Genomic DNA, 25682 nt, shown 5'->3' with positions numbered 1-25682 from the left:
GTATCCCCTGGTGTGATCCGGTGAAAGCGGTTGCGGGGTGTGGGGTGGTGGTTCAGGCGGCGTCGAGTTCGATGTGCGACGCAGTGCCCTCGTCGACGGAGCCGGTGATGGTGTCCGGGTCGTCGGCGCCGAGTTCGACGAAGGAGTCCTTGATTCCTGACGAGTGGTCGGCATACTCGGCGAGTTCTGCGGGGGACGTCGTTGCCAGGTGGTGCTCGCTGGGGGAGGCGATGGTCTGGAAGGCCACCCTCTGCGTCCCGGTCGACAGGAGTCCCTGACCGCGCTCGGCGGAGTGCAGGAACTGGCGTTCCCCCATCGAGAGGTCGAAGGTGCGGGTGATCTCGTCGATGGCTTGCGAGGCTTGCCGCAGGAGGATCTGTGTGGCGGCGTTGGCGACGACGGCTTTGCCGAGGTCCGAGCCGAGCAGGTCGCCGGTGTCCTGGGTGGCGATGGTCAGGCCGGCCCAGTGTTTGCGGCTGGCTTTGGCCATGCGGAACAGGAATTCCGCACCGGCGCGCTGCTGCATCAGCAACCAGGCTTCGTCGACCACCACCAGCCTTGGCTTGCGGATCGCGGGATTGCTGACGTGCCGCCACACCGCGTCCAGGGTCAGCAGGGTGCCGATGGGCTTGAGTTCGTCGGCGAGATCCCGCAACGAGAACACCACCAGGTGACCTTCGGGACGCGTCGACGTCGGTCCGGAGAACAGGCCGGAGAAGGCGCCCGTGACGTAGGGACCCAGCCGGGCGGCGAGCTCGACGCCAGTGGGGTCACCGCTGTCGGTAAGGGCCTGGGTCAGGTCGGCCAGCAGCGGTGCCGGGCGGGTCCAGGTTCGTGGATCCGCGGTGATGCCGGCCCGCTGGTAGGTCGCGATGATCGCCCGGTCCAGCGCGGCCCGCTCGGTCGCGGTGAGCTCGTTGCCCAGCAGCACCGAGACGACGGTGTGCAGGAACAGGGACCGTCGGATCAGTGCGTCGCGGGGTGCGGTCCTGCGGCCGTCGGGGCGGGTGTGGATGGGCAGATCCATGGGGTTGAGCCGGGCCCCGTCGCTGCCGATCCGGAGGTAGGTGCCGCCGACCGCGGCGGCCAGGCGGGCGTACTCGTCCTCGGGGTCGATGACGTGGATGTCGATCCCGCGATACAGCGACCGCAGCAGTTCCAGCTTCACCAGGTAGCTTTTGCCGGCGCCGGAGCGGCCGAGGATCACCGCGTTGTGGTTGTCCAGAGCGAACCGGTCATGGTGCACCAGCCCTTGGGAGCCGACGTTGAACCCGTAGAGCACCCCTCTCGGCGCGCCGACCGATGTCGGGTCGGGCGGTGGCAGATCGGGGCTGGTGAAGGGGAAGGCGGCGGAGAGCGCGCTGGTGTCGAAGGTCCGGCGCATACCGACCAGATCGAGGCCCATCGGCAGGCTGGTGATCCACCCCTGCAGGCTGCGGTAGGTGGTCGGCTTGGCGTCCAGCAACAGACTCGCCGCCAGCGACCGGATCGCCGCGACCTCGTCGCGGAGGGCGTCCTCGGTCGGGGCGTGCACGGTCAGGTAGAGCCCGAGCCGGTAGAGCTTGCCTTCGCCGCGGGCGATGCGTGCGGACAGGTCGTAGGCGTCCTCGGTGGCCGCTTCGACCTGCGGGTCGACCAGTCGTCCCTTTTCGCTGCTGTAGCGGCGTCCGGATTCCAGTTTGGACAGTTGTTTCTTCAGCCGGTTCGCCGCGGTGGCGGGGTCGATGGGTTCGATGTGCAGGGACACGTCGACCCGGCCGGGATAGGTCAGCAGCGGCTGGAGCCAGCCGGGATGGACCTCGCGCGGGTAGCCGGTGATCGCGAAGCTGGCGACCCATTCGCCGCCGATTTCCAGCGCGCGGGGACGGATGGAGATGGCGTCCGGGGTGAACGCCCCGCCCCGTCCGAGCGGCGATGCGGTGGTTGTCGTGTCTTCGGGGTGGGCCGGGGTCCTCGTCATTGGCGGTACCTTTCCTCGAAGTCGTCGGGGTCCTCGGCGGTGTCGTCGAAGCTGTCCTCCCAGGAGTCCTCGGCCTCGCCGGGTTCCCGGTCCGCAGGGTTGAAGGCGGGGCGGGCGAAGGCGTCTGCGTTCCAGCCGTCGGGTGCGGTGGTGATGACTTCGTCCGCCCCGGCCAGTCCCGCCGCCGGGGGTATGAGGCTGTCGGGGTTACAGGCGGCGGCTAGTACCGCGGTGGCCTGCCCTGCGTCCAGCGGGGTGACCGTGATGCCGGACGGGGACAGCAGTTCGACCGCCTCACCGAGCCGCCGGACCAGCCTCGCCTCGGCGGCACGCCGGGTGGTCTCCTCGACCGGCCCGCCGTGCTGGGCGGCCTTGCGCCGGGCGGCCAGCACGGCCAGGGGTGACGCGCCGCCGAGCCCGTCGGAGGGCGCGGTGGTGTGCAGCGGTTCGCGCAGGACCAGCAGCACCTGCCGGCGCAGCAGATCCGTGGCGTGCCGGAGCTGGTCGAGGTAGTCGGCGTGCTCCCGCGCGGCGTTTTCCAGGGCGGGGTGCGGGAGCCCGCCGGCCTGCTCGCGTAGCTCGGCGATTTGCCCGGACAGGTCCAGCCGTTCGGCACGTACCAGCACTTGCACCGGCGCGGTCAGGCTGTGCAGGTACCGCCCGAACGAGGCCACCAGGCTCTCTTGCTCGGCCGGTGTGCGCAGCCCGAAATTGATCGTGGAGCACACCGCGACCACCGCGACGCCATCCCTGCCGAGGTCGATGACCCCGGTGTCGCTCACGCCTTCGGCGGGCAACCGCAACGCGGCCGCCGCACGCCCCTTCTTCCCGGCCGATGGCATCCCGGTGCCGCCGTTGACGGTGACCCGGTTGGTCAGCCACTCCGGAGCGGGGCGAATGCCTTCCGGTGCGGACACCTGGTGCTGCGGGCTCATCCGTTGCCGCAGCGCGGCCAGCACCAGCCGATCCAGGCTGATCCCGTCGCGCTGGCCGAGCGCCAGGAACGCGGCGGTGACCCCGATGGGGATCGCCGGGATCAGGAACACGGCCAGCGGCACGAACGAGCGGGTGAGGGTGTAGGTGCCGTAGAGCACAATGGCGGTCACGGCGAGAATGAGCAGCTGTCGTGCGGTCAACGGGCCGATGACACGGTCCTCGCGATCGACGTCGGCGGGAATTCTGACCGCACTCATGGCCTGTCACCTCTCGAACGGTTGGGGGGTGGACGGAACGCGACGGGCGGGACCGACGGGGTGCGCGCACGGGCGTCGCCGATCCGCGGCTCGGGATAGGCCTGCCGGAACGTCGGCGCGCTCGGCCGTGTCCCGGTTGGCTTCACCGGTTGCGACACCTGCGCTGGTTCCGCGACGGGTGCCCGGAACTGCAGGTGCGGCGGAACCGAGGCCACCCGGATCGGTCGTATTGGCTGTTGGCCGGTGTTGTGGCGTGGAGGGCCGGGGGCCCGGAACTGGGGTGGCGCTGCGGGAGGAGGACCACCCCGCCGTGCCACCGGCGGAACAGCCGTGAAGGTGGGGGCGGAGCTGAATGCGGGCATCGTGGGTCCAGGAGTGGGTGAGGTGAGGGCGGGATCGTGCGTGGTGTGTTGCGGTGCGGGTTGCAGGAACTGCGGTGCCTGCGAGGGCAGCGGGGAGCGGCGGGCCGCGCGGGCGCGCTCGGCGTCGTGGGCCTGACGCAAGCGCCTGTTGACCATGGCGGGAGTAGGCGCCAGCCGCGGCTGAACGGGCCACGGCGGATCAGCGGCCATCCCTGTGGTGCCGCCGCGACCGGGGCCCCTCCCAGCGCTGTTGTGGACTGCGCCAGCGGCGCCGGTCTTGCCGAATGCGCCGGCTTTGCCGGCGACCATGCCGAAGGTTTTCGCGGCGATGTACGCGCGGACCAGCCCGCCGAGGAACGAGCGCCCGGAGCGGACCTTGGTGGCGGACAACAGCCAGAACGGGATCTTGAAGAGGATGAAAAAAAGCGCGATCGCGGTGATCAGCGTGCCCAGCGCGGACAGGGGAGAGCCGAACAGGTGCACGCCGCCGGAGAGAAACGTGCGCACCGCGGTGATCAGGACCAGCGCCTGAGCGACCTGGATCGCGAGCGCGGCGGTGATCGCTTTCCACCACCAGCGGGCTATCGGATCGGTGTGGGGCAGGGCGTGGCACATCAGGAACAGCGGGCCGCTGATGATCAGGATCAGGGTGATGACGATCCGGATCACGTAGACGATCAGCAGGCCCAGTCCCAGCACGACGAGCACCAAGCCGGTCAGGATGATGAACAGCGAACCGGTCTGGAACCCGGCGACGGCGTCTTTGAGGGTGTCGCCCAGCGACGGGGGATTCACCCCGCCCAGCACCCCGAGCGTGAGTGCGTTGGCCAGAGTGATGAACTTGTCGGCGAAGAACAGACTCAGCGCCGAGGCACCGAACGCGATCGGGATCCGCGGCCCGATCTCCTTGAGCGAATACCGGCTCTGGACGCTCTCGTGGCCCATCACCACGACGCCGGCGGCGAGGACGAACAGACCGTAGGCCGCGAGAACGATCTCCCACGAGTTGTTCCACAACTCGCCGATACCGGGAAGCTGCGCGAGCGTCGGGGTGGACAGCGCGGTGTGGCCGAGCAGCTCCAGGATCGGCGACAGCGCGGCGTTGGCCAGATCCCGGAACACCGAGTTGATCGCGGTGGTGACACAGCCACTGACGTTGGTGATCCCACAGCCCGGGCCGCCATCCCCACTCCCTGGCCCCGGCGCCGGTTGCCCAGTACCCGGTGTGGGCGCGCCAGACGGCTGCGGAATGCAGTCCTCACCGGCACACGGCGCCGCCGTAGTGGCGGGCGTGGCCGCGTGGCTGGACTGTGAGCACATCGCCAAAGAGGCATTCGGCGAACAACTCTCGGCGGTGGACTGCGGTGGCGGAGCCGTGGGGGAGAGCTGCGGCGGTTCCGCGACGGCGGGGGAGGCCCAGGCACCGGCTGCGAGAGCTCCGGTCAGGAGTAGAACCAGACCCAGCACCACCGTCCAGACCACGCGCCGCCGCCGTACGACGCGGCCGGTGCCGGTGACCGGGGAGAGCATTTCCCGGTCACCGGCACCGCCGGTCTCGACCGGGCCGCCGGAGGGGCAGTACGGACGGACCGTGGGCGGGGCGCTGGCGGCCATCGCGTCAGGCCCCCACGATCCCTTTGAGGATCTCCACGACCAGCGGCGCGAGCGCCGCCAGCCCGTAGCCCCACCCGGCGGACTTGAAAGCCGTCTTGGCCTTCTCCACTTCGCCGGGGTCGCCGCCGGTGATCAGGTACCGGACACCGCCCAGGGTGAGAAACACCGTCGCCAGCCCGGCCAAGATCCCGACCAGCCAGTTACGGATGTTGTCGAAGACCTGACCGACACTGCTGGCGAGCGCGAGAACCTGAGTGGAGGCCTGCGCCGGATCGGCCGTGACAACCGTGAGCACGACCGCGCCGAGCACCGCCGCGCCGACAACCCCTGTGCTCGGCGCCAGGGGAAAGCGGTTGCGGGAGCCTGGCCGGCGCGGCTGGGGGCTCCAGTGATCGGGCACCTCGGGTGCGTGCGAGGGCGGAGGTGCGGTGGTGTTCTGGATCTGGGGGTGGGGTGTCAGGCGCATCGGCGCACCTCCGAATTCGGCTCGTGCTCGGCGGTAGGCCGAGGTGGGGTCTCCCCGCACCCCAAGAGGCCGGATTTCGGCTCGTTTTTGGACACCAAGCGTGAAGATTTCTTGGAACCGTCGAGTCGTCCGTTGCGACGACGGCCGCTTACAGCGCGTGACGCGACGCTGTCAGCGTCGGTGTGCGGGTCGTTCTCGCGGGCGGTGAGCGAGGACAGGGCGGCTTGGGCGACGGGGTCGTCAGAGTCCAGGTCCTCGGTGGACTCGGCCAGCCAGGACACCAGTCGGTGTTCTGCTCGCTGGCGGACCTTGTAGGTCGCCCAGAACTCGCTCTGGTGGTCGGCGCCCCAGTCGGTCAGGGGCACCCCGCCGAGCCGGGTCGCTGAGATCAGGTCCGCCTCGGTCGGTGTCAGGACTCCCTCGCCGACCGCGCGCGCGAGCACCAAGTCGGGGTGCCCGTAGGGCGGACGGGGAGCGGCGGAGTGATAGTCGGTGTCCACCGGCGGCGGCGCATCGAGCGACTCTTCCAACGCCGCCTGCCCCGCCCGCCGCGCGGCGAAATGCAGCCGGACGACGATGCCGGGATCGGTCAGGTCCACGGTGGCCAAGGCATGAATGAACCCGGCTAGTACGGCTGCGTGGGCATCGGCCCGGTCGCCCCGATACCGCGCGGCCAGCCACCGTGCACTGGAGGCCAGCGAGGGCAGCGCCATGCCCACACAGGCGACCGTCCAGGCCCCTCCGTGAGCACGCGAGCGCAGCACCAGATGCGCCCACACGTCATCGCGGGTACGCGGGGGGCACTGCTTGCTCATCACCCGGTCCCGCAGCTCGTCCAGGGGCACCGGCCGCTGCGGCAACCCGGCGAACCGCCCGCCGTGCACGGCCATCGGCTCCGGCCCGGCCACCAGCAGGGCGAACGCATCGCGCGCCGTGTCCAGCGGCAGCCATTCGTGCCCTTCGTGGTCGTGGCGAATTGCGCCGGACACGCTCTCGTTGTCCGTCATGTCATTGCTCCTGTTCGGGTCGGTTGTGTTGACCCCGTCAGGACGCCAGAACGGGAACAAGAAAAGGACAAGAAAAGAACAAGGATGATCTTTTTAGTAACTTTATTTCGCTACTAAAGCCGCCTTCGTGAAGGATTCAGCAGAGTCGGGTCGGCCAGGATCGAGGGTGCCGCGCGTGGCCGCTTTAGTAGCCTGTGAGCTGCACTTGCGAGTTTCTTTTAGTTGCTCGCAGCGATGATCGGGGCGGGCCAAGAGCGTGGGTGACTGGTCAGGTCCGCGTGTGCCGCAAAAAATGTTGTCGCGTTAGTCATCGGAACGGTCTCCGGCACTCAGAGGTTTGCCCTGTCTCGCCGCATCATCTCGCCGGATTCTGGTGCGTTTGTCGGTGGGACCGTCGCGCGAGCTGGCGGTGTGCAACGCGCTCAGAATTTGCCCAAAAAATTTGGGGTCTCGGTGTCCAAAATCAGGCCCGAAACCCGCCTCTTGGGGTGACTTGGCAGACCACGCCGACCACACCACGAGGAAGGCCACCGATGACCTCAACCCCTCACCGTGAGCCCGGACGCTGTCCCCACCGCCCGCCGCATCGCCGTACGCCGTCCCCGGCGCGCACCGGTCAGGGCCGGCACCGCGCGGCCTCCCGGACAGCCGCCACCGGACGTGGCCGCGCAGCACGGCTGGCCACTGTCTGGCCCTTCGCCGATGCTGCCTCGTTGCCGGGCACCGCGGTGCTCGCCGGGTGGCTCGGACGCACGATCCTCACCCTCGTCACGACCTGCACCCGTCCCGGCGACCGCGTCCTTCTCCTCACCCCACCGGCACCCCCGCACACGGCGCCGCGCACGCCCGGCCGAACGCACGACACCGACCCCTACACCGGACTCGCCGAAGCGGTCTGGACCCTCTCGCCGCTCGGACGCGGCGCCGAGACCGCGACCGCGGCACCCCCGCCGGACTACCCGAGCGACCCCACCGACCCACCCCGCCACACCGGAACCGAGTCGGGGTCGCGACCCCGACCCAACCGTCTCGGTATGCACCCAGTACCCGCCCCCAACACCGACTCCACACACCGTCGACACCGAGCCCGACACCGACCCCGGGGCAGGTTCGATCTGATCATCACCGCGCTCAACCCGCACACCACCGACTGGCTCGGTCACACCGACTGGGACGCCCTCCTCGCCCCAGGTGGCCTTATCGCAATAGTCACTCACAGTGACTCGCGCGGTGGGCGGTTACTCGACCCGAACCCCTTCCTTATGGACACCTTGGGTAATCGCGGGCTGCGGTGTCTGGACCACATCGCCATACTCACGGCGCCGACACCCGATCCGCCAGGCAGCCCGGTCGCCAAGCGGACCGACGCCGCGACGCCCCCGCTCAGCCGGTCACCGCGTGCCGACGACTCCGGGCCGCCCGCGTTGCGGCCGGTGCACCACGACCTCGTTCTGTTCGGGCGGTTGTCCCGTGCCGCCTCGGCGGCCGACCTCACCGATCGGAAGGAGACCCCGGATGTCTAGGCGCGTGGACAAGCAGCGTGCCCGGTCGGTGGGGGAGCCGCCGGAGGGTCCGGTTCTGGCCTCGGTGTGGCCGACCGGTACGGACAGCGTGGTGACCCAGCTGGGCAAGGGCGGCTACCAGCAGGCGACCGGCGCGGACCCGGCGTTGATGGCTCCGGCGATCGCCCGTCACGCCATCGCCGCGTTCACCCGGCCTGGCGATGTGGTGCTGGACCCGAACTGCGGGGCGGGGACTGTTGTCGTGGAAGCGTTGCGCTGCGGGCGGCATGCGATCGGGCTGACCGGGCAGCGCCGGTGGTGGCGCCTGGCGCGGAGGAATGTGACCGCAGCGAAGGCGCGTGGTGCGTTCGCCGACGGCATGGTCCTTGTCCTCGACCGGCGTCCCGGCACGGCGGTTGCCGCCGCAACGGCAGGACTGACCGGGCGGGTCGACCTCCTGCTGACCACGCTTCGCCCCGTCGGCCTGAACGGTGACCTGGCGGGTGCGCTGGACCGGTTGCAGACACTGCTGTGGCAGTACCGGCCGCTGGTGCGTCCTGGTGGGCACGTGGTCATCACCTGTGCCCCACAGCGCCATCCCGTCCGGCACGATGTGCTCGACCTCCCGAGCCGGATCTCCGCGGTCGGCAGCACGGTAGGGCTGGCACCGGTCGCGCGCTGCTTGGCCCTCACCGCCGCCGTGCGGCGACGCCGGGTGTACACCCGCGCCACCCTCGCCCAGCGGCAAGCGGCCACCCGGGCGCAACGCGCTCTCGGCCACCCGATCGCGCTGCCGGCGCACCACACCGTTGTGGTGTTCCGGGCCGATCCCGAGGCCAGCGATCCAGCACTGACCGAGCTCATCCCGCCACGGCCCGCGCCACCCACACCGCACCGGAGCACACGCGGACCACGGCCGACATCGGCCGTCGCCTGAGCGCACACCCGTTCACTCACCCACCGACCACGCGCAGCCCTGGGTGCAGCGCCGTGTGCCGACACACCGCGGCTCCCGAGCAGGCCCCGCCCGCTGTTTCCGACATCCACCCGGCCCACACGAAGGAGAAAATCCGATGGACAAAACCCCGGAGCCGAGTCGCCGCCCGCGCTACTCAACACGCCGAGTCTCACACCGGAATGACCCGGCGCTGTACCCCGTCTTGAGGAACCTCGATCGTGAGCCGGAAACACCGGGCCGGTGGCAGCGGCTACGTGAGTACCTGGCCGAGTGTCTGACCGCTCCCTACGAGGACGACGACTGGCGACTGTCGGGCCACCTGGCCGTCCGCGCCTATCAGCGCGAGCTGGCTCGACGGTCGCGGTCAACGCTTCGGCAGCGCACCCGCGACGGGTGGTGGCTAGGCCCCGCGCCCTACGGGTACGCCCTGGAACACCACTGGGCCGAACCCGAGTCCGGTCGTGCGGGCTGGCGCCACCGGCTGACGGTCGACGAACGGCGTGCGCCGGTCGTGCCGCTGATCTTCGCGTGGTATCTCGACGACACGCTCGGCGAGCGCGGCATCCTCCGGCTCCTGAACGAGCAGGAGCATCCCCAGCCCGTCGACCCCGTCACCGGCCGGGCGCGGGCGTGGAGTCCGCGGGTCGTGCGCACCATCCTGAACAACCCCGCCTACCTCGGGTACGTCGTCCGGGATCGCACGCTGCGTGGAGTGGATCGGCCGCCGGAATGCTGGACGTGGTCACAGCAGCGGTCCCACCGGGCGTTGATCGAACCGGCCGTGTTCTGGGCGGTCTACAACACCAGGTTCCATTGGATTCCGGCACCACCGGACACCGACACCACCGGACTCGCCGACGAGGGCCGGGAGGCGGCATGAACCAGCAACCGGCCAGCACGGTCCACTACCGCGATGACACGGTCACCCTCTACACCGGCGACGCCACCGCCACCCTCGCCACGGTGGGCGATCGCTCGGTGGACTGCGTAGTCACCAGCCCGCCCTACTGGGGACTGCGCGACTACGGGACCGCAACGTGGATCGGCGGCGATCCCGACTGCGCGCACCTGGCCGCGGCCGGACGCGGCGGTGGCGCGCCGCAGTCCCGCGGTTCCCGGCCCGTCTATCCGGCGTCGGCCGCGGATCGCGGTGGCGTGCCCCGGCGCTGCCGCCGCTGCGGCGCGCGGCGTGAGGACGGTCAGCACGGCCTGGAGCCGACCCCGCAGGATTACGTGGATCGACTCCGGGGCGTTTTCGCGCAACTGCACCGTGTCCTGGCCGACACCGGCACGGTGTGGCTGAACCTGGGCGACTCCTACTCCACGGAACCGCCCGGCCGCACCGGCGACCCGATGCGGGCCAGCACCCTGTCGGGACGTACGGCGGCGGCGCCGCTGCGGGAATCCGTGCGCCGCGCCGGAGTGTCACGCACGCGAAGCCTTCCCCGGAAGAACCTCGTCGGCATGCCCTGGCGGGTCGCGTTCGCGCTCCAGCAGGATGGCTGGATTCTGCGCAACGCGATCGTGTGGCATAAGCCCAACGCCATGCCCGAATCCGTGCGAGACCGCCTGTCCAACCGGTACGAGATGCTGTTCCTGCTGACCAAACAGCAGCAGTACTTCTTCGACCTCGACCCCATCCGTGAACCGCTCGCGCGCCCCGAAGCCATCCATGAGGGCATCGTCATCGGCGGCTCCAACAAGGGCCGCCGCGCCGGGATCGACGCGACCGCGCGCCGCCGCGGACACAGCGTCTACGGCAAATACCACGATGCCGGCCCGTTCGTCGGGAAGCGACACGGCGTCGCGATGCGGTCGGGGACACGCCACAACGCAGGGCATAAGCGCGGGAAAAACCCTGGCGACGTGTGGTCCATCACCACGCGCCCTCTCCGCGAAGCGCACTTCGCTGCCTTCCCGATTGACATCCCGTTGCGCTGCATTGCCGCCGGATGCCCGGAGGGCGGCGTCGTGCTCGACCCGTTCAGCGGCGCCGCCACCACCGGCATGGCCGCACAACAGATGGACCGGTCCTACGTCGGCATCGACCTCAACCCGGAATTCCACGACATCGGTCTCCGACGACTCGGCCTCACCCCGAACGAGGAGGGGAGGGCTGCGTGAACGCCTCCATTGCAACCTATCGCCGGCACGGCGGTGTCACCCTCTACACCGCGGATGCGGAAACCGGGATCGCGGAACTGCCCGACAACTCGGTGGACTGCCTCGTCACCAGCCCGCCCTACTGGCGCCTGCGCGACTACGTCCCCGACACCTGGACCGGCGGGCGACCGGGGTGCCGCCACCGCCCGGCCAGCCTCGGCACCGCACCCCCGGGCGGCCGCCGCGATCGGCGCCGGTGCCGAGACTGCGGGGCACTGCGCGAGCACCCACAGATCGGCCTGGAACCGACCGCAGACGAGCACATCGGAGCTGTGTGTGCCGTGTTCGCTGCGGCGCGCCGAGTGCTCACCCCGTGGGCGACCGTGTGGATCAACCTCGGCGACAGCTACTCCACCAACTCCGACGGCTACTGGTGCACCACACCCGGCCAAACTGGACAACCCCGTTACCGCCCCCTCGCCGACGTGCCGCACAAGAACCTGCTCGGCATGCCCTGGCGCCTCGCCTTCGCGCTCCAACGCGACGGGTGGATACTGCGATCGGCAATCGTCTGGCACAAGCCCCACGCCACACCGACACCGATCCGGGACCGGCTCGCCACCCGCCACGAAATGATCTTCCTGTTCGTCACACAACCCGACTACTACTTCAACCTCGACCCGATCTGTCAGCCCTACACCGGCGACCGCGCATTGTCCCGCCGAACCCGCCACGGCGGCGACGAACCGAACACCGCGCCGGGAACATGGCGCCGCACCCCTGCGCACGGGCAGCGCGGACGCAACCTCGGCAATGTGTGGACCATCCCGACGGACCGGTCTCGCGCCGGCCACTCCGCGCCGTCCCCCTTGGAGATCCCACGTCGCTGCATCGCAGTTGGAAGCCCGCCGGACGGTCATGTCCTCGATCCGTTCAGCGGCAGCGCCACCACGGGGGTAGCAGCCCGCGAACTGGGCCGCCGCTTCACCGGAATCGACACCAACCCCGCCTACCACGAGATCGCGATACGGCGAATCGCTGGATACGACCGCGCAGGGGGAGGGCTGCCATGAGCGACACTCAAGCGCTCCCGAGTCGGCCTGTCGCGCAACTACTTCGGCTAACGACGCTAAACGCTACGGAGCTCAGCGTGACGGCGTTCCTGCCGGACATCAAACGAATACACTGGGCGCATTATCCGTATTGGTCTGCTCGATCGCGGCACGACCCCTGCATGTCCTCAGCGAACTCGATCCGGTCGACCTCGTCTCGCGAGAACCAACCCCAGCGTCGGGAGGTGCGTTGTGTTTGCTGAGTTGGAGCGGATGGCCGTGGGGCTTCCGAAAGCGTGGGCTGGCTTTCTGCGAGACTGGGACCGAACGCTCCGGGCGGGTAATTATCCTCAGACAACGCGCTACAACTATCTTCTCGCCGTTGCACAACTTGCCCGCTACCTTAACGATCGCTCCCAGGCACTCGAGGACGACGCGACTGTGGACGATCCGGTCGAGGTCCGTCGAGAGCATGTGGAGTCGTTCCAAGCTTGGATGGTGGAGACCCGCACTGCAGCGACAGCCCTGAACAAGCACAAGGGTCTTCAGCAGTTCTTCAAGTGGTTGATGCTTGACGTCGAGGAGATCGACCGCTCCCCCATGGAGCGCGTAAAGCCGCCGAAGGTCGAGAAGAAACTCATCCCTGTTATTCGAGACGATGACACCAAGAAGGTCCTCGCCACGTGCAAGGGAAAGGAGTTCATTCAACTCCGCGACGAGGCCATCATCAGGCTCTACTACAACACCGGTGCGCGCCTGTCGGAAGTCGGCAACCTTCAGGTCGACGACATCGACCTGACCATCGACACCGTGCACTATCGGGGCAAGGGGCGTAAAGAGCGCCGGGTCCGTTTTGGGCCAAAGACGGCGCGCGCGATCAGCCGTTACCTACGGGCGCGCGACAAACACAGCGCCGCTGGCCTGCCGGATCTGTGGCTGGCCGAGCGCGGTGGTCGGCGGCTGGCACCAAACGGCATCAAGATGATGCTCAAGCGCCGAGGCAGGGCGGCCGGTCTCCAGGGTATCCATGCTCATCGATGGCGCCACAACTTCGCCCACGAATGGAAAAGAGCGGGGGGCGACACTGGTGACCTGATGCTGTTGCTCGGTTGGACATCGGAAGACATGGCTCATCACTACGGGGCGAGCGCCGCAGCGGAACGTGCCCAAGAGACCCAGCTACGCATGGGGATCGGCGAGAATGTCTAACGACCCCGACACGTCGATTGCGTCGTCGAGCGGACTGACTCCCAAGCAGCGTCGTCTTCGTGCTCGGCTTGCCGCGCATGCATCGTGGGCGAAGACCCCGGACCGGGTTGCCCGGACATCGCGCGGCACGCAAGCGTTCCTTGAACGGTTCGAGCGTCAGGTCGACCCCGAACGCAAGCTGCCACCGGAGGTGCGTCGAGAGATGGCGATTCACGCCAGGACTGCTTACATGCTGCAGCTTGCCCAGCGATCCGCAGCTGCACGGCGGCGCAAGCCCCGTCGTTACAACAACGATGGGGACTGAATTTGTGGGGGAGTGGCCAGCACCAGTTCTTTGGCTCGACGCGCGGCCCGGTTGGAGGCTCTGATCGGCGACCCTGTGCCAGGATGGATCGGGTGAGCGAGACATCGATCGATGCAGTAGTTGCGGTGTTGCGTCGTGACGGTTCTGTTGCCGTGCCAGCCGGTGATCTTGGTGATGTCGATGCCTGGCGTCGTCAGGTGAGACGAGCGTGCCGTGCCGCGGGACTCCGCATTCGCACGGGCGTCAGCGATAACGGTGTCGTGTGGGTCGACCACGTGGATCACGTTGTTACTGATGCTGAGCAGCGAGCGACGAACCGTGCGGTGAGCAACCTACTCAAGGGTCAACCACCGGTTCCGTTCCGCCAATTGGTGCGTGAGGAGCAGCGCAAGGTGCTTACGGCTGTCGAGTCCGCGCCCGCTGCGCCCGCGACTCAGCCGAGCAACACGGCGGCTGCGCTCCCTGGGGAGGTCGATTCGATTGTGATCGACTACAGCAGCCGCCAGCATGCGTTCAAGACCGATGAGGAACAGCGTCTTCATCAGTGGTATGCCAAGGTCGAATGCCTCGACGACGTTGGCGATCCTGCATATCAGGTCGGGTATGTCTTGGCTTACACGGTCGGATTCGACCATATGACGGACCCGTTCATGATACTGGACGCCGAGACCGCGGACCTCGCTCATATCGGCGGGATCGTGTTCGACCTGGAAACCGGTGAACTGGATCAGGAACTGGGTGAGCGGGTCGAGCCCTTCGGCGACGGCCTCTTGATCATTGATTCGGTTCGGCTGGAGCCTGAGTGGCGGGGCCATGGGCTGGGACCGTTGGTGGTTGGCATGGTCATCGAGCGCTTGGGGGAGGGACGACAGTTGGCTGCCTTACAGGCCGCGCCAACCGAGCGGCGCAACGACGCGGGAGAAGTGGTCGACAAGATCTCCGAAGCGGACCGTGCTACAGCTGCCGGCAAACTCGGCGCCTTGTGGTCACAGCTGGGCTTCGAGTTCTTCAAGGACGAGGTGTGGGTGCTCAATCTCGGGATGAGGACCTTCGGCGACCGGCTGGCCGCGATTCGACGCAGCTTCGGCTTGGGGTAAGTCGCCCGTTTTTTCGTAGACTCCTTTACTCGGCCGATTACACTGGAAGGTGACCTCGAAGAACACGCCGTAGCACGTCGCTCAGCCGTTCCACGACTGGGGGTCAAGGGGTCGCAGGTTCAAATCCTGTCGTCCCGACGGCCGAGGGACTGAGAAAGTCCAGGTCAGGGCCTTGTTTTCACTTCTGTGAGACAGGGCCCTGATTGCTGTTCAAGGGTCGTCGTCTCACATTTTCTCACGAACGCTTGTACTGCTTGTTCAGCTTTGTCAGCCCAGGAGGATGTCGAGCTGGTCGGCGGCCTTCTGGAGATGTTCGGCGTTGGGGTGGATGTAGACGCGTTTGGTGAAGCTGAGGTCGGCGTGGCCGGCCCAGGCGCTCACGATCACGTCGGGTACCCCGGAGGCGGCCAGGTAGGTCAGGCAGGCGTGCCTCGCGTCGTAGGGGCGGACTTTGCGGACCTTCGCCGCTGCCATGAGCTTGTAGGTCTCGCGGCGGAGCTTGTCGGTTTTCCACGGCGCGCCCTGTTCGTCGACCACCACGTACCCCGAGTCGAGGTAGGCGGTGCCCGCCGCAAGCTTCTCTTGCGCCTGGCGGGCCTTGAACGACTTCAGTGCCGTGACGACCGGGCCGGGTAGGGGCAGGGTGCGTTTGCCCATTTCCGACTTGGGACCCTTTTCTTCGACCTCGCCTTCCACGATGGTTCGGGTGTTGTTGACCCGGATGGTTTTGGCATCCAGGTTCACGTCCTCGGACCACCGCAGGCCGCAGACTTCGGCTGGCCGCATGCCCAGTAGGGACAGCAGCATCGGCGCGTATAAGCGGTCTTCGCGTATCGCGGCGACGAACGTCTTGACCTCGTCGGCGCTCCACGGGATCCGCTTGGCCTTTTCCTCGGCTGCCTTTTTCCGTGCTTCCCGGGGGATCTGGGTGTACTCCGCGACGTTGCGCAGTACCAGATTGCGGCGTGCCGCGACGGTGAGCGCGCAACGGAGCCGACCGAGCATCAGGCCGACCGAGCGTACGCCGAGCCCGGTTCCCACTTTCCCGCCGCGTTTACGGGCGGAGGTCAGCATCCAGGCCACCAGTTTGTCGATGTCCTCTTCGTCGATTTCCTGCAACTTCTTGTCACCGAGGCGTTCCCGGACGGGCAGCAGGGCGTTGGTGTAGTTGGCGGCGGTGGCCTTCTCCACGTCGATGGTCGCCGAGGCGAGCCAGGTGTCCAGCCAGTCAGAGACGGTGAGCTCGTCCGGGGCGACGAAGGTGCCTTCGTCGGTCTGGTGCTTGATCTTGGCGTACTCGGCGCGCGCCTCCTTCTTGGTGTTGTGAGTCCTGGTCAACTGCCGCCGCTTGTTGGTCTTGGGATCGCGGCCGATGTCGATGACGAAGCGATATCTCACTGATCCGTCCTTGAGCGTGATCTTCTTGATCGGGTCCCCCACAGGTCCCAGCTCCTTCCTTCTCGGTGATCAACTTCCCTCGGGTTTGAGGGGAGGTAGTAGGCCCAGTTCGCGGGCCCGCCGGATGTAGCGGGCGACTTGGGCGCGGGAACGGTTCATTCTGTTGGCCACGGCCACGCCGGGGGCCTTGCTCCCGGTGGCCAACGCTTCGAGGTAGATCTCGGCGGCGGCCCGGGCGTCGGCGTCGGCGCGCCCGCGTTTGTTTGCGGTTGCCGAGGCGGCGGGGTTGTCGCTGGCCGTTGGTGGGTGGCTTGGCGGATTCGCTGGCGGCGCACATCGATGCCACCGAGACCGTGCTGGGCGATGTCGACCAGATGGTCATGGACTTGGAGAAGTCCTGGGAGGGCGACGCGCGGGCCGCGTTTCACGCCAGGGCCACTGAGTGGGCCGAGGCCGCCCGTGACCTGCGGGAGGAGTTGCATCGCATCCGGGAGTTCGTGCTCACCGTGCACGGCAATCACGCGACCGCGGTGGACACCAACATCGGGATCTGGCGGGTGTGAGGCGTGGGTCGCGGACCTGACGGCAGGCCGGTTGTTCCGGTCAAGATCGTTCCGGCGGACTTCCACATCGTCGCGCAAGCGTTCGTCGACGCGCAGGACTCTCTGGAGACCATCCGGCAGAACCTGCTCCACGGCGTGGACGCGGCCCAGGGTGCGGCTGGAGCGTGCGACGGTGCCCGGCAGTATCAGAACGGGTGGGCATCGGCGATGGACAGCGTCGTCAACGACGGCTTCCACACCGCGTTCGACCTGCTTGGCGCGATCGGTCGTGGTATCGATGTCTCGGCGCTGAACCACGTCAACGCCGACCACGACAGCATCCCCGGCCAGGCCGCGCCCCCACCGCCGTGGTCACCGATCGTGCCCCATCCGTGGCCGGCCAACAGTGATTTCGCTGTCCTGACCGGTCCCTCGCCGTGGTGGATGCCCGGCTTCCTGGAGAAATACATCCCCACCGGCGACAGTGGGCGCCTCGACGACGCGGCCCAAGCCTGCCGCGCCGCTGCCGAAGCGATCCGGGAACTGGCCGCGAACCTGCACACCGAGCTGCAAGGCCTACTGGGCAACAACACCTCGGCCGACCTCGACGAACTCGACGCGTTCTGGCAGCAGGCCGCCGGGGCGCAGTCGATCCTGGCCCGGTTGCCGCAAGCGCTCGACGACGTCGCGAACAGTCTTGTCGACTACCGGGTCTGGAACGACCACACCCAGGAGGCGATCAAGGACAAGATCAAGGCCGTGATCGACGGGCTCGGTGTGCTCGGCGGTGTCCTGGTGGTCGCCAGCATCATTACCGACGGGACCTTGGACGCGGTCATCGTCGGTGTCATCGAGGCCCTGGACGCGGTCGGCGTCGACGCTGAAGGCGCGCTTGCCGCGCCTATCGCCGAGGTCGCCACCACCGCCGCGACCGCGCTCGCCGCCGCTGGTGGCGCGCTCGCGATCGCGGGCGGTGTCGGACCCGCTATCCAGGCCGCGATGAGCAGCACCCCCAACCCCAACATCGAAGGTGCCGACGCCACCAAGATCAGCGACGAACTCGCCACCGGAAAGATCGACGATGCCGCCAACACGTTCAACCCAGCTGAGCGCAAGATTGCGGAACGCCTGGCAGGCCAGGGACACGACGTTACGTCGTTGAAGCCCGCACCCAACGTTCGAACACCGGACGCGCTGGTCGATGGCACACCGACCGAGTTCAAAACGATCAATGCGCCGGCACCCAGCAGCACCAAGGTCATGCGCGTTCTCGACGACTCGGCCCGCAAGGGCGGGCAAGCCCGCGAAATCATCATCGACGCCGAGAGCACACCCTTGACCAGAGAGGAAGCACTGCAAGGAATCGAGCGGTTCAAAGGTCTCGGCAAGAACGCCTACGATAAGATGTCATCTGGGGAAACGGCTGGACCGCCACCGGTCCGTAAGAGTCACGAAGGGAGGCGCATCGAATGGCCACCTATGTAGAAATCTTCCTGAAGCCCCTTCGGGAGCGTTCCACCCAATCTGTCCTTGACGAGATCAGCGCGGTCACGCAAGCACCCCTGGATGCGAATCCCGCCTACGAAGACGAGGCTTACACGGGCATCCGCGACGACGTCGAGGTTCAGGTCTTTGTGGACCACGGATACGAAGACGACGATGACATGCCCTTTTCGAGCCACCCTTACATGCTTCGCTTCAGGACACTGACGCGAGACGTCGACTCCGCGCGTGCTCATCTGGAAAGGGCGTACGCGGACTTGAAGAAGGCCGGGAACTATTCAATGTTTTCGACCTACGATCTTCAATATCTGCTTGAATCCGACGTCGTGACGCGGTAGGGGGCAGCAGGCGGATATTGTGTTGGGGCATTTCCGCAAGGTGCCTTTGGGTGGACCATGGCTGCTACCGGATGTGGGGTCCGAACTGCATAAGCGGAACGTCGTAGAGGTCGGGTTGGCGGACGCGGTGCATCGGCGGGTCGTTGACTTCGATAACCAGCATTTCGGTGAGGAACTGGACCTGCGCGCCGAGCAGGTGGCTGGTGTGGCCGGTTGCGCTGTGTTCCTTGAGGCCGACGGCGACGTGAATGTGGGGTGCGACCCGTTGGTTGGTCTCGTCCCAGGCGAGGGTGCCGCCACCGAAAGCTTCGACATTGGTGAGGTGGACCTTGCTCCACACCGGTGCGTTAAGGTCGTCGAGTTTGTCGCAGGTGCCGACGATCTGGACCTGGCTGAAGCCGGCGATGAAACCGGGGATGTAGCCCTGGCGGACGTCGTTGTCGTGGCAGAAGTCAGCCAGGGCCGTGAAGAAGTCGTCGCCGTGGTCGAAGACGACGGCGAAGCTGCGTCCGAGGGTCAGCTCGTGGCTACGCACGGGCGCTTCCCTGCGTGAGGAGGTCTGCGCGGCCGGTCTCCGGGGTGGTGTGGGTGTAGCCGCCAGCGCGGGCGAAGGTGGCGCGGATGCTGGCCTGGTCGTGTCCGTTGGCCAGTAGCCGGTGCAGCAGGATGCGGGCCTTGAGCGGGTCGAGGAAGCCTGCGGAGATCAGGCCCCGGTCCAGGAGGTCGGATTCGGAGCCGGGGAAGGCGTAGGTGTGGGCCAGCACCGAGCCGGCTCCGGTGCGGGAGGCGAGCACCACGGGCATCGCGGCGGCCAGGTCGGTGAGGATGTCCACGACACGGTCGGGGACGTGTCCGACGCCGAACCCGGCTACGACCAACCCGTCGCAGGAGGTGGCGGCACGCAGGAACATTCCGGTGTCTCCGAGAACCATCGTGACCAGACCGACCTCGACCAGGCGGGGCTCGGTCGTGATCGGGATGGTGGTGCGGCCGGTGGGGCGGTTGAGGATGCGGGGTCGGCCTTCCACGATGTAGCCCAGTGGTCCGCCGTTGGGGGAGACGAGGGTGGATGTGCTGGTGGAATGGGTCTTGCGGACGCGGGCAGCGGCGTGGATCTCGTCGGCGAAGACCACCAGCGCGCCAAGGCCGTGGGTGTCCTGGCTGGCCGCGGTGTGGATGGCGGCCAGCAGGTTTGCGGGGCCGTCGGCGCCGGCGAGGGTGGGGTTGCGCATCGCGCCGGTGACCACTACCGGTTCCGGCCGGGTATGGGCGAGATCGAGCAGGTAAGCGGTCTCCTCGATGGTGTCGGTGCCCTGGGTGATCACGATGCCGTTCGCCCCGGCCGCCAATCGCGTGTGAATCGCGTTGGTGAGTTCGGCCAGGTCGTCGAAGCTGAGGGAGGCACCGGGGACACGGCGGAAGTCCTCCACCTCGACGGTAATGCCAGACTCCGCGAGACCCGGCACGGCGGCGACGACTTGGTCGGCCGACAACGCGGGCGCCACACCCCCGCCTGGGGTGGACGTCATGGCGATCGTGCCGCCAAGGCCGAACACGGCGACACGAGGTGCCGAACGTGGCGCTGTGGTGCGGGTTTCGGGCAACGGGCGTCCCTTCGTCATCGGACCCAGGATGATCGCGCAGCCTAGCGGGCCGCAGGCGCGACGGCGGCAAGGAAGCGGCACGCTTGATCAATGCCGTCGGTGGACAGCAGACGACTGCGCGGTGCGGCGATCCCGGTTTGGAACGGGTGCGGTCGGTGTCCAGCCAGAGGATGCGGGCGGAGACCGGGTCGCCGGGGCGGGCATCGCAGCGGCCGCAGGGTGGCGGGAGCGGCGAGCGCGCCTCGGGCGCGCGCTCGCGCGGGGGACGGTTCTCTGGATGGTTAAGGACGTTTCGGGGGCAGGCTTTGCCCCTCGTGGTGTCGTTGCTTGCCCCCCGTTTCTGCGGTCTTTGCCCCCCGTGCTGGTCGGCGGGCGGCACGCTCTGCCCCTCGTGGCCCGAGTTGTCCACAGGAACGTCGATGCGTTCGAGGGCGAGGTTGTAGTTGTTGGGGCGCCGGTCGCCACGCTTGACGTTGGCGGCGACGATGTCCGGATTGGACGGTCGGATCAGACCGAGTTCTTCCAAGGTGCGTAAGGCATAGCGGATGGAGCGTTCGGACAGTCGGGTGTATCGGCCGAGTCGGGCCAGGGAGGGGAAGGCATTGCGGCCGTCGGGGTCTGCGTGGTTGGCCAAGCCGACCAAGACGATGGCCAGGCTTGAAGCGTCCCGGCGGTCACGGGGGATCGGGGCCATGTTGAGTGCCCAGGAGATGGCTTCGATGCTCACCAGGTCACCGCCTCGGCGAGCGTCAGCAACTCGGCCGCGTCGACGTCGTTGATGCCGATGGTGCCGGTTTCGCGGTACAGGTCACGCTGCGCCGTGAGCCAGGCGCGAAATCCGTCGGTGGTGGCGGTTTCGGTCAGGCCCATCGCGGTGGCGATCTGCGCCCAGCTATCTACCGCGCCGGAGCGCAGGAGGTCGGCGACGGCGCACCACCGGCCGCAGGTCGCTTCCTGGGTGATGCGGGCACCGTAGGCGAGTTCGACGAACAGATCCTCAGGGTTGATGGCGCCCATCTGGGCCCGGGCGGACAGGGTGGTGCGTGTCCGGGCCTGTGACCACGCCTGTGCCAGGGCGGTGATCGGCTGGTCGGGGACGTCGTAGGGACTCCGGATGTGTTTGGGCATCGGGCTCTCCACTCGGCTCGCCCGTCTCACACCTGTCTCACGGACGGGTTGAACGGGGCGGGATTGGAGGCCCTGGCCCGGACATTCTCTGGACTGGACCGCAGGTCAACGACGCGCGGAGATCACCGAGGACGACCCCTTGTCCGCTGGGGGTCAAGGGGTCGCAGGTTCAAATCCTGTCGTCCCGACGGCCGAGAGGGTTTTCGCAGGTCAGAGCCTGTGGAAGCCCTCTTTTTGTGATCTTGGTGAGTTCTTCGAGGTCGAGCACGCCGCTCATCGACGCCTTGACTCGGCGTTTTCGGTGTTGGTGAGCGTGGTCGTGTGCGGTCTGAGCTGGGAGAATGTGCTTGGTCTCTGCGTCGGAGGCTGGTCTGCGACTCTTTAACTCGTCTTCGGCCGAAGTTGTGGGGTTTGCGGCGGTCGATGCCGATAAGGTTCTGGGGCTGGTTGGGACGCTCGTGGCGTTGCGATGCGCGGGTCGATGTGCGCTGGAGGTTGAGATCCTCTGGCGCAACTGACTACTGTCGGCTGTCTGGGCAGTCCCGGCCGCGAGGTCGTGCGTTCTGAATGTCCTTTGTGGATGTTAGAAAGTGTTGGGACGCTAGTTGGCTGGTGACCAAGTTGGCCAGGTCCGGGGGTGGGACTGATGATCCGTCGCTTGTCAGCGAGAGGGGCTTTTTCCCGCTTTCGGGTTGCGTCGGCTCAGGTGGTTTATGGCGCTTCCCCTGGTTAGCCGTATGGCATATCTATAAAGGACGGCCACCGTGTGATCCTTCGAGATAGCGTACGAGATCGAAGGAGACACGGTGGCCGCACCTGACGGTATCGATCGCCACCACAGACACCCCCACGGGGCGTCTGTGGTCGAACCCCGACGTCAATGTCAATCAAGAATCTGGACCGACGTCGCCTCCGCATTGGAATGCGAAGGCAACGTCGTCGGGTCACTCCGTGTACAGGACCCGGTTGAGCATCGGGTGGGTGAGGTGATCACAGTAGGCCGTGTGACCGGGTTACGGACAACACCGTCAACGGAGGAAGCGCATGCCTCAAGACGTAGTCGGATAGGCGGGCATGGGGGAGCCGGGTCCTCGTCGGGTTTATGTGAGGAAGACTTGGGTGGTGTTGTTGGAGGCGTTCCAGGTGATGTAGCCGTTTTGGAAGTCGCTGCGTCGTCCTCCGGGGATGTCGTATTCGTCGGAGGTGGGGTAGCCGAGTGCGCTGGTTTCTCGGCCGAGGGAGGTCCAGGTGTCGCGGATGGTGCCGGCGACGGCGTGGACTGAGGTTGTTGGTGTCCAGTAGATGGAGGTGTTGTTGGTGAAGTCGTTGAACCGGCCGACACCATCGGCGGTGCTGGTTTCGTCGGTGGTGGGGTAGCCGGGCCCGGTTTCCCATCCCATGGATGCCCACTTGCCCCGGATGGCGCCCTGGATCTCATGCGCCCCCGTCGAGGGTGACCAGTAGATGGAGGCCTCGTCGGGGCGATTGAAGTGGTTGTAGCGGCCGATCCCGTCGGGGGTGATGGATTGGTCGTTGATGGGGAAGCCGAGTCCGACTGGGCCGTTGAACTCCTGGTATTTCGCCAGGATCGGACCCTGGACATCGTGTGGGCCGGTGGCAGGCGAGTAGTAGATGGCACCGTGTTCGTAGCCCTGCCCGCGGCCCTCGGCGACGGTGAACTCGCCGCCTACTGGGGCACCGAGGAAGGAGGGTGCGCCGCCGAGGTCGAGGTAGCGGGCCAGGATCGGGCTGGTGGTTTGTTGGGTCAGGGTGTCGTGCAGGTCGTCGATGCGGGTTTCGGTGGCACCGGTGCGGGTTTCGGTTTCGCCGAAGCATCCGCCTTGCCAGGAGGTGTGGTGCAGGGCGAGGAGTTCGGTGGCGCCGGTGGCGGTGGTGCGCCAGGCGGGTCCGCCGGCGTCGCCTTTGCAGGTGGTGGGGCCGGTGCTGCTGCTGATGGCCAAGGTTGTGGTGCCGAGTGTGTCGACGGTGACGGTGGCGAAGTGGAGTTGGTCGGGCACCCATTCGGTGGCGGTGCGGCCGTATCCTCCGATGAAGATGCTGTCCCCGACTTGGGGTGGGGTCGTCGCCAGTGGGGCGATAAAGACGTCGGTGACCGGGGTGGCGAGCCGAGCGAGCATGATCGGCCGGCTGGGTTGTGGGACCAGTTCGGTTACCGCCACGACATGCCCATCGGTGCCGGTGGCCAGGTTGCCTCGCCCGAGGGTCGCGGTGGTCGCGACCGGAGGCGCTGCGTACGGGGTTGCGTTCGGGAAACAGGTAGTTGAGGTCAGCACCCACTGCGCCGCGACCAGCACCCCGCTGCATGCCCCGCTGGTGTTGCTGAGTTTCACCACAGCCCCGGACCCCCCATCTGGGGAGGCGTCACCGGTCACCGCCCCGGCCGGAGAGGCGAACACAGCAGCGCTGGACAGTGCGACAGCCACGGCCGTGGCGGTGGCGCCAAGGCGTCTTCGTGAAAAGCCGGACATGGAATTCTCCTTGAAAGGCAGATCGTTCTGGTCGGAGTCAGGCGCAGGCCGGCTGGGCAGAGCTTCACGGCTACAGCCGCAGCGGTGCCCTGGATGCGTTACGTGCTGGACGGTTCGGTTGCCGAGGACGGTCAGGGTGTGGCGTCAAGTGTGAGCAGGGTGGTGGGTTTGTTGTCCGGGCCGGCACCGACGCCGACCGCGGTGCTGCCACTGGGGTTGACTGCCACCGTGGTGTGTTCCCCGCTGTCCGTGGTCAGCTCGGCGGTGACCTTGTGTCCCGCTCCCGCGGCGCGCCCGTCCCCGCGGATCTCAAACACGGCCGGGACCATGAGGTCGAGGTGTCCGGGGACGCCGAGGACCTTGAAGCACAGCAACCCCGTACCGTTAGAGCCGATGGTATCGGTGGTCCGGACCTGCAGGACCCCGATGTTGTTTTCCACCGGGGTTGTGCAGTCGGCGAACACGATGTGGCCGTCGCCGGAGATCAGGGTTACGCCGTACTGCGCGGCGATCGCCTTGGCGCCTGGATACGTGAAATCCTCGACCAGCGAGGGCTGCTGATCGGACTGCGCGGCCGGCGTGGCATGCGCCGACGCGGTCCAAAAACCGAACGCGACCGCCACGCCGACTACGGCCATAAGGGCCAATAAACTACTCCGAATGCGCATTTCCCTCGCCCAATAATCCTAGTAGGTCCTGACGTGCCAATCAGGGAGATCGCGCACGATCTTGCGCCATTACCGAAAAGAGATGTGATGTACGACACGTACTCTCTGCATTGTTTTCTGTGTACTGTTCTTTTTCGGTGTTCTGTGCGGATTTCATTTTCCGGCACGAAAGGCTCGGGGGCAACAATGAAATCGTCTTTGCGTCGCTTTTTCCATGGACTCGCTGCGTTCTTGACGATGCTGCTGTGCACGAGCCTGCTGGTTGTCCCCTCGGCGTCTGCTGACTCTGTTGCGCCGGTCGACCCGGAGATCGACCGTGGGCAGGTCGTCACGTTGTGGCTTTCCGGTGGGCCGACGGTGAGGGCGGCGGCGGAGAAGGCTTTGGCCGGTACGGATGCTGATATCGATGCGTTTCTGACCACGGATCTGGCGCGGGCGAAGGCAGTCGACCAGCGCATCAGCGTGGACCGGATGCTCACTGCGGGTGGGCCGTCGACGAAGGCGGCCGCGCAGCAGGCGTTGGATTCCACCGACGATGGCGCGTTGCTGACGTTTTTGGAGTCCGGGTGGCAGACGCCGTGGGGCATCGATCAGCGGGTGCGGGTCAACCAGATCCTGGCCGGCGGTGGCACAGAGTTGAAGAAGGCCGCACAGGCGGCGCTGGATGATGGCACGCCAAAGGCGTTACAGGCTTTCCTGGCAACCGGGTGGCAGATTCCCTACGACAACGACCAGCGCATCCGGATTGATCAGATCCTGACGGGTGGTGGCCCGGAGGTGCGTACGGCCGCGCAGCGGGCGTTGGATGCAGGTTCCGCTGATGCCTACAGCCAGTTCCTCGATCATGATCTGGCGATCGCCGAGGCCCGCGATCAGGAGACTGCCACGGTCGAGCAGTTGGCCACGACTGCGAAGGATGCTGGAGAGCAGGCCGCGCAGGAGACGCAGGCGGCCAAGGACGCCTCGGCGAAGGCGGTACAGGAAGCCGAGCAGGCCAGGCAGGCCGCGGAGCGGGCGAAGCAGGCAAGCGCGAGCGCGGGCGGGAACGCCGCTCTCGCCGCCTCGGCCGCCGCGCAGGCGGCGGAGGCGGCGAACAACGCGGCCGCCGCCGCGCAGGAGGCGGTCGGCGCTGCTAACGCGGCGAGCGCGGCGGCGCGGGTCGCTTCCAGCGCAGCGGCTCGGGCG

The 25682-nt window shown here is 67.3% G+C and carries 23 protein-coding genes and 1 pseudogene; 12 read left to right on the top strand and 12 right to left on the bottom strand.

Features of this window, described 5'->3' with window-relative positions; genetic code table 11:
- Positions 1-52 precede the first annotated feature (52 nt).
- The 5 genes from ACFSXZ_RS01585 to ACFSXZ_RS01565 are packed head-to-tail and all read right to left on the bottom strand — an operon-like array spanning position 53 to position 6602.
- Complete coding sequence (locus ACFSXZ_RS01585) at positions 53-1960, bottom strand: VirB4 family type IV secretion system protein (protein WP_378260422.1); 1908 nt, start codon at positions 1958-1960, stop codon at positions 53-55.
- Positions 1957-3153 carry a PrgI family protein gene (locus ACFSXZ_RS01580; RefSeq protein ID WP_378260420.1) on the bottom strand — a complete coding sequence of 399 codons (1197 nt, stop codon included), beginning with the start codon at positions 3151-3153 and terminating at the stop codon, positions 1957-1959. Before ACFSXZ_RS01580 ends, ACFSXZ_RS01585 begins: the two co-directional genes overlap by 4 nt.
- Positions 3150-5129: a hypothetical protein gene (locus tag ACFSXZ_RS01575; RefSeq protein ID WP_378260418.1), complete on the bottom strand. Its 1980-nt coding sequence runs from the start codon at positions 5127-5129 to the stop codon at positions 3150-3152. The genes ACFSXZ_RS01580 and ACFSXZ_RS01575 overlap by 4 nt, the downstream gene beginning before the upstream one ends.
- Before the next feature lie 4 nt (positions 5130-5133).
- Complete coding sequence (locus ACFSXZ_RS01570; protein ID WP_449224265.1) at positions 5134-5595, bottom strand: hypothetical protein; 462 nt, start codon at positions 5593-5595, stop codon at positions 5134-5136.
- Positions 5586-6602 carry a hypothetical protein gene (locus ACFSXZ_RS01565; protein ID WP_378260416.1) on the bottom strand — a complete coding sequence of 339 codons (1017 nt, stop codon included), beginning with the start codon at positions 6600-6602 and terminating at the stop codon, positions 5586-5588. The genes ACFSXZ_RS01570 and ACFSXZ_RS01565 overlap by 10 nt, the downstream gene beginning before the upstream one ends.
- A gap of 533 nt (positions 6603-7135) precedes the next feature.
- On the opposite strand from ACFSXZ_RS01565, the gene ACFSXZ_RS01560 reads away from it, so the two are divergent.
- The 8 genes from ACFSXZ_RS01560 to ACFSXZ_RS01525 all read left to right on the top strand — a co-directional run bounded on the left by ACFSXZ_RS01560 (position 7136) and on the right by ACFSXZ_RS01525 (position 14827).
- Positions 7136-8125, top strand: a complete 990-nt coding sequence (locus ACFSXZ_RS01560; RefSeq protein WP_378260414.1) for a hypothetical protein — start codon at positions 7136-7138, stop codon at positions 8123-8125.
- Positions 8118-9041, top strand: coding sequence for a DNA methyltransferase (locus ACFSXZ_RS01555; RefSeq protein ID WP_378260412.1), 924 nt, complete (start codon positions 8118-8120; stop codon positions 9039-9041). Before ACFSXZ_RS01560 ends, ACFSXZ_RS01555 begins: the two co-directional genes overlap by 8 nt.
- A gap of 223 nt (positions 9042-9264) precedes the next feature.
- Positions 9265-9942, top strand: a complete 678-nt coding sequence (locus ACFSXZ_RS01550) for a recombinase family protein (RefSeq protein ID WP_378260410.1) — start codon at positions 9265-9267, stop codon at positions 9940-9942.
- Entirely contained in the window at positions 9939-11186 is a 1248-nt protein-coding gene (locus ACFSXZ_RS01545; RefSeq protein WP_378260408.1) for a DNA-methyltransferase, read from the top strand. The genes ACFSXZ_RS01550 and ACFSXZ_RS01545 overlap by 4 nt, the downstream gene beginning before the upstream one ends.
- The gene (locus tag ACFSXZ_RS01540; RefSeq protein WP_378260406.1) at positions 11183-12238 is read left to right on the top strand and encodes a DNA-methyltransferase; all 1056 of its coding nucleotides are present in this window, start codon (positions 11183-11185) and stop codon (positions 12236-12238) included. The genes ACFSXZ_RS01545 and ACFSXZ_RS01540 overlap by 4 nt, the downstream gene beginning before the upstream one ends.
- Positions 12239-12469: 231 nt before the next feature.
- Positions 12470-13426 (top strand): tyrosine-type recombinase/integrase, encoded by a 957-nt coding sequence (locus tag ACFSXZ_RS01535; protein ID WP_378260404.1) that lies wholly within the window; start codon positions 12470-12472, stop codon positions 13424-13426.
- Positions 13419-13730, top strand: a complete 312-nt coding sequence (locus ACFSXZ_RS01530; RefSeq protein ID WP_378260402.1) for a hypothetical protein — start codon at positions 13419-13421, stop codon at positions 13728-13730. The genes ACFSXZ_RS01535 and ACFSXZ_RS01530 overlap by 8 nt, the downstream gene beginning before the upstream one ends.
- Positions 13731-13822: 92 nt before the next feature.
- On the top strand, positions 13823-14827 hold the full coding sequence (locus ACFSXZ_RS01525; RefSeq protein ID WP_378260400.1) for a hypothetical protein: 1005 nt from the start codon (positions 13823-13825) through the stop codon (positions 14825-14827).
- Positions 14828-15094: 267 nt separating this feature from the next.
- Here the strand turns inward: ACFSXZ_RS01525 and ACFSXZ_RS01520 are convergent, their stop codons facing one another.
- Positions 15095-16267 (bottom strand): tyrosine-type recombinase/integrase, encoded by a 1173-nt coding sequence (locus ACFSXZ_RS01520; protein WP_378260398.1) that lies wholly within the window; start codon positions 16265-16267, stop codon positions 15095-15097.
- Positions 16268-16536: 269 nt separating this feature from the next.
- Here ACFSXZ_RS01520 and ACFSXZ_RS01515 point away from each other — a divergent pair, with 269 nt between their 5' ends.
- Genes ACFSXZ_RS01515 through ACFSXZ_RS01505 form a run of 3 tightly spaced genes read left to right on the top strand, consistent with a single transcriptional unit; the run spans position 16537 to position 18608 of the window.
- Positions 16537-16788, top strand: coding sequence for a WXG100 family type VII secretion target (locus tag ACFSXZ_RS01515; RefSeq protein ID WP_378260396.1), 252 nt, complete (start codon positions 16537-16539; stop codon positions 16786-16788).
- Between the two features lie 3 nt (positions 16789-16791).
- Positions 16792-18252, top strand: a complete 1461-nt coding sequence (locus tag ACFSXZ_RS01510) for a CdiA C-terminal domain-containing protein (protein WP_378260394.1) — start codon at positions 16792-16794, stop codon at positions 18250-18252.
- A complete protein-coding gene (locus ACFSXZ_RS01505; protein WP_378260392.1) occupies positions 18237-18608 on the top strand; it encodes a hypothetical protein in 372 nt (123 codons plus the stop codon). Before ACFSXZ_RS01510 ends, ACFSXZ_RS01505 begins: the two co-directional genes overlap by 16 nt.
- 64 nt (positions 18609-18672) lie before the next feature.
- Here ACFSXZ_RS01505 and ACFSXZ_RS01500 read toward each other — a convergent pair whose 3' ends face one another.
- From ACFSXZ_RS01500 to ACFSXZ_RS01475, 6 genes and pseudogenes are all read right to left on the bottom strand, one after another.
- Positions 18673-19143 carry a PPC domain-containing DNA-binding protein gene (locus ACFSXZ_RS01500; RefSeq protein WP_378260390.1) on the bottom strand — a complete coding sequence of 157 codons (471 nt, stop codon included), beginning with the start codon at positions 19141-19143 and terminating at the stop codon, positions 18673-18675.
- Complete coding sequence (locus ACFSXZ_RS01495; protein ID WP_378260388.1) at positions 19136-20230, bottom strand: asparaginase; 1095 nt, start codon at positions 20228-20230, stop codon at positions 19136-19138. The genes ACFSXZ_RS01500 and ACFSXZ_RS01495 overlap by 8 nt, the downstream gene beginning before the upstream one ends.
- Positions 20231-20729: 499 nt before the next feature.
- Positions 20730-20906: pseudogene (locus ACFSXZ_RS01490) on the bottom strand (helix-turn-helix domain-containing protein); the annotation flags it as partial.
- A 29-nt stretch (positions 20907-20935) separates the two neighbouring features.
- The gene (locus ACFSXZ_RS01485) at positions 20936-21340 is read right to left on the bottom strand and encodes a hypothetical protein (RefSeq protein ID WP_378260386.1); all 405 of its coding nucleotides are present in this window, start codon (positions 21338-21340) and stop codon (positions 20936-20938) included.
- A gap of 1100 nt (positions 21341-22440) precedes the next feature.
- Positions 22441-23829: a trypsin-like serine protease gene (locus ACFSXZ_RS01480; RefSeq protein ID WP_378260384.1), complete on the bottom strand. Its 1389-nt coding sequence runs from the start codon at positions 23827-23829 to the stop codon at positions 22441-22443.
- A 131-nt stretch (positions 23830-23960) separates the two neighbouring features.
- A complete protein-coding gene (locus tag ACFSXZ_RS01475; RefSeq protein ID WP_378260382.1) occupies positions 23961-24467 on the bottom strand; it encodes a hypothetical protein in 507 nt (168 codons plus the stop codon).
- 117 nt (positions 24468-24584) lie between these two features.
- Here ACFSXZ_RS01475 and ACFSXZ_RS01470 point away from each other — a divergent pair.
- Positions 24585-25682, top strand: a 1098-nt coding sequence (locus tag ACFSXZ_RS01470; protein ID WP_378260380.1) for an ALF repeat-containing protein, incomplete at its 3' end; no start/stop codon positions are given.

Source organism: Amycolatopsis pigmentata, from assembly GCF_042684065.1.
In the GTDB taxonomy this organism is placed as follows: domain Bacteria; phylum Actinomycetota; class Actinomycetes; order Mycobacteriales; family Pseudonocardiaceae; genus Amycolatopsis_E; species Amycolatopsis_E pigmentata.
The sequence above is the reverse complement of the archived record's forward strand: the minus strand, read 5'-3'. Positions and strand labels throughout refer to the sequence as shown.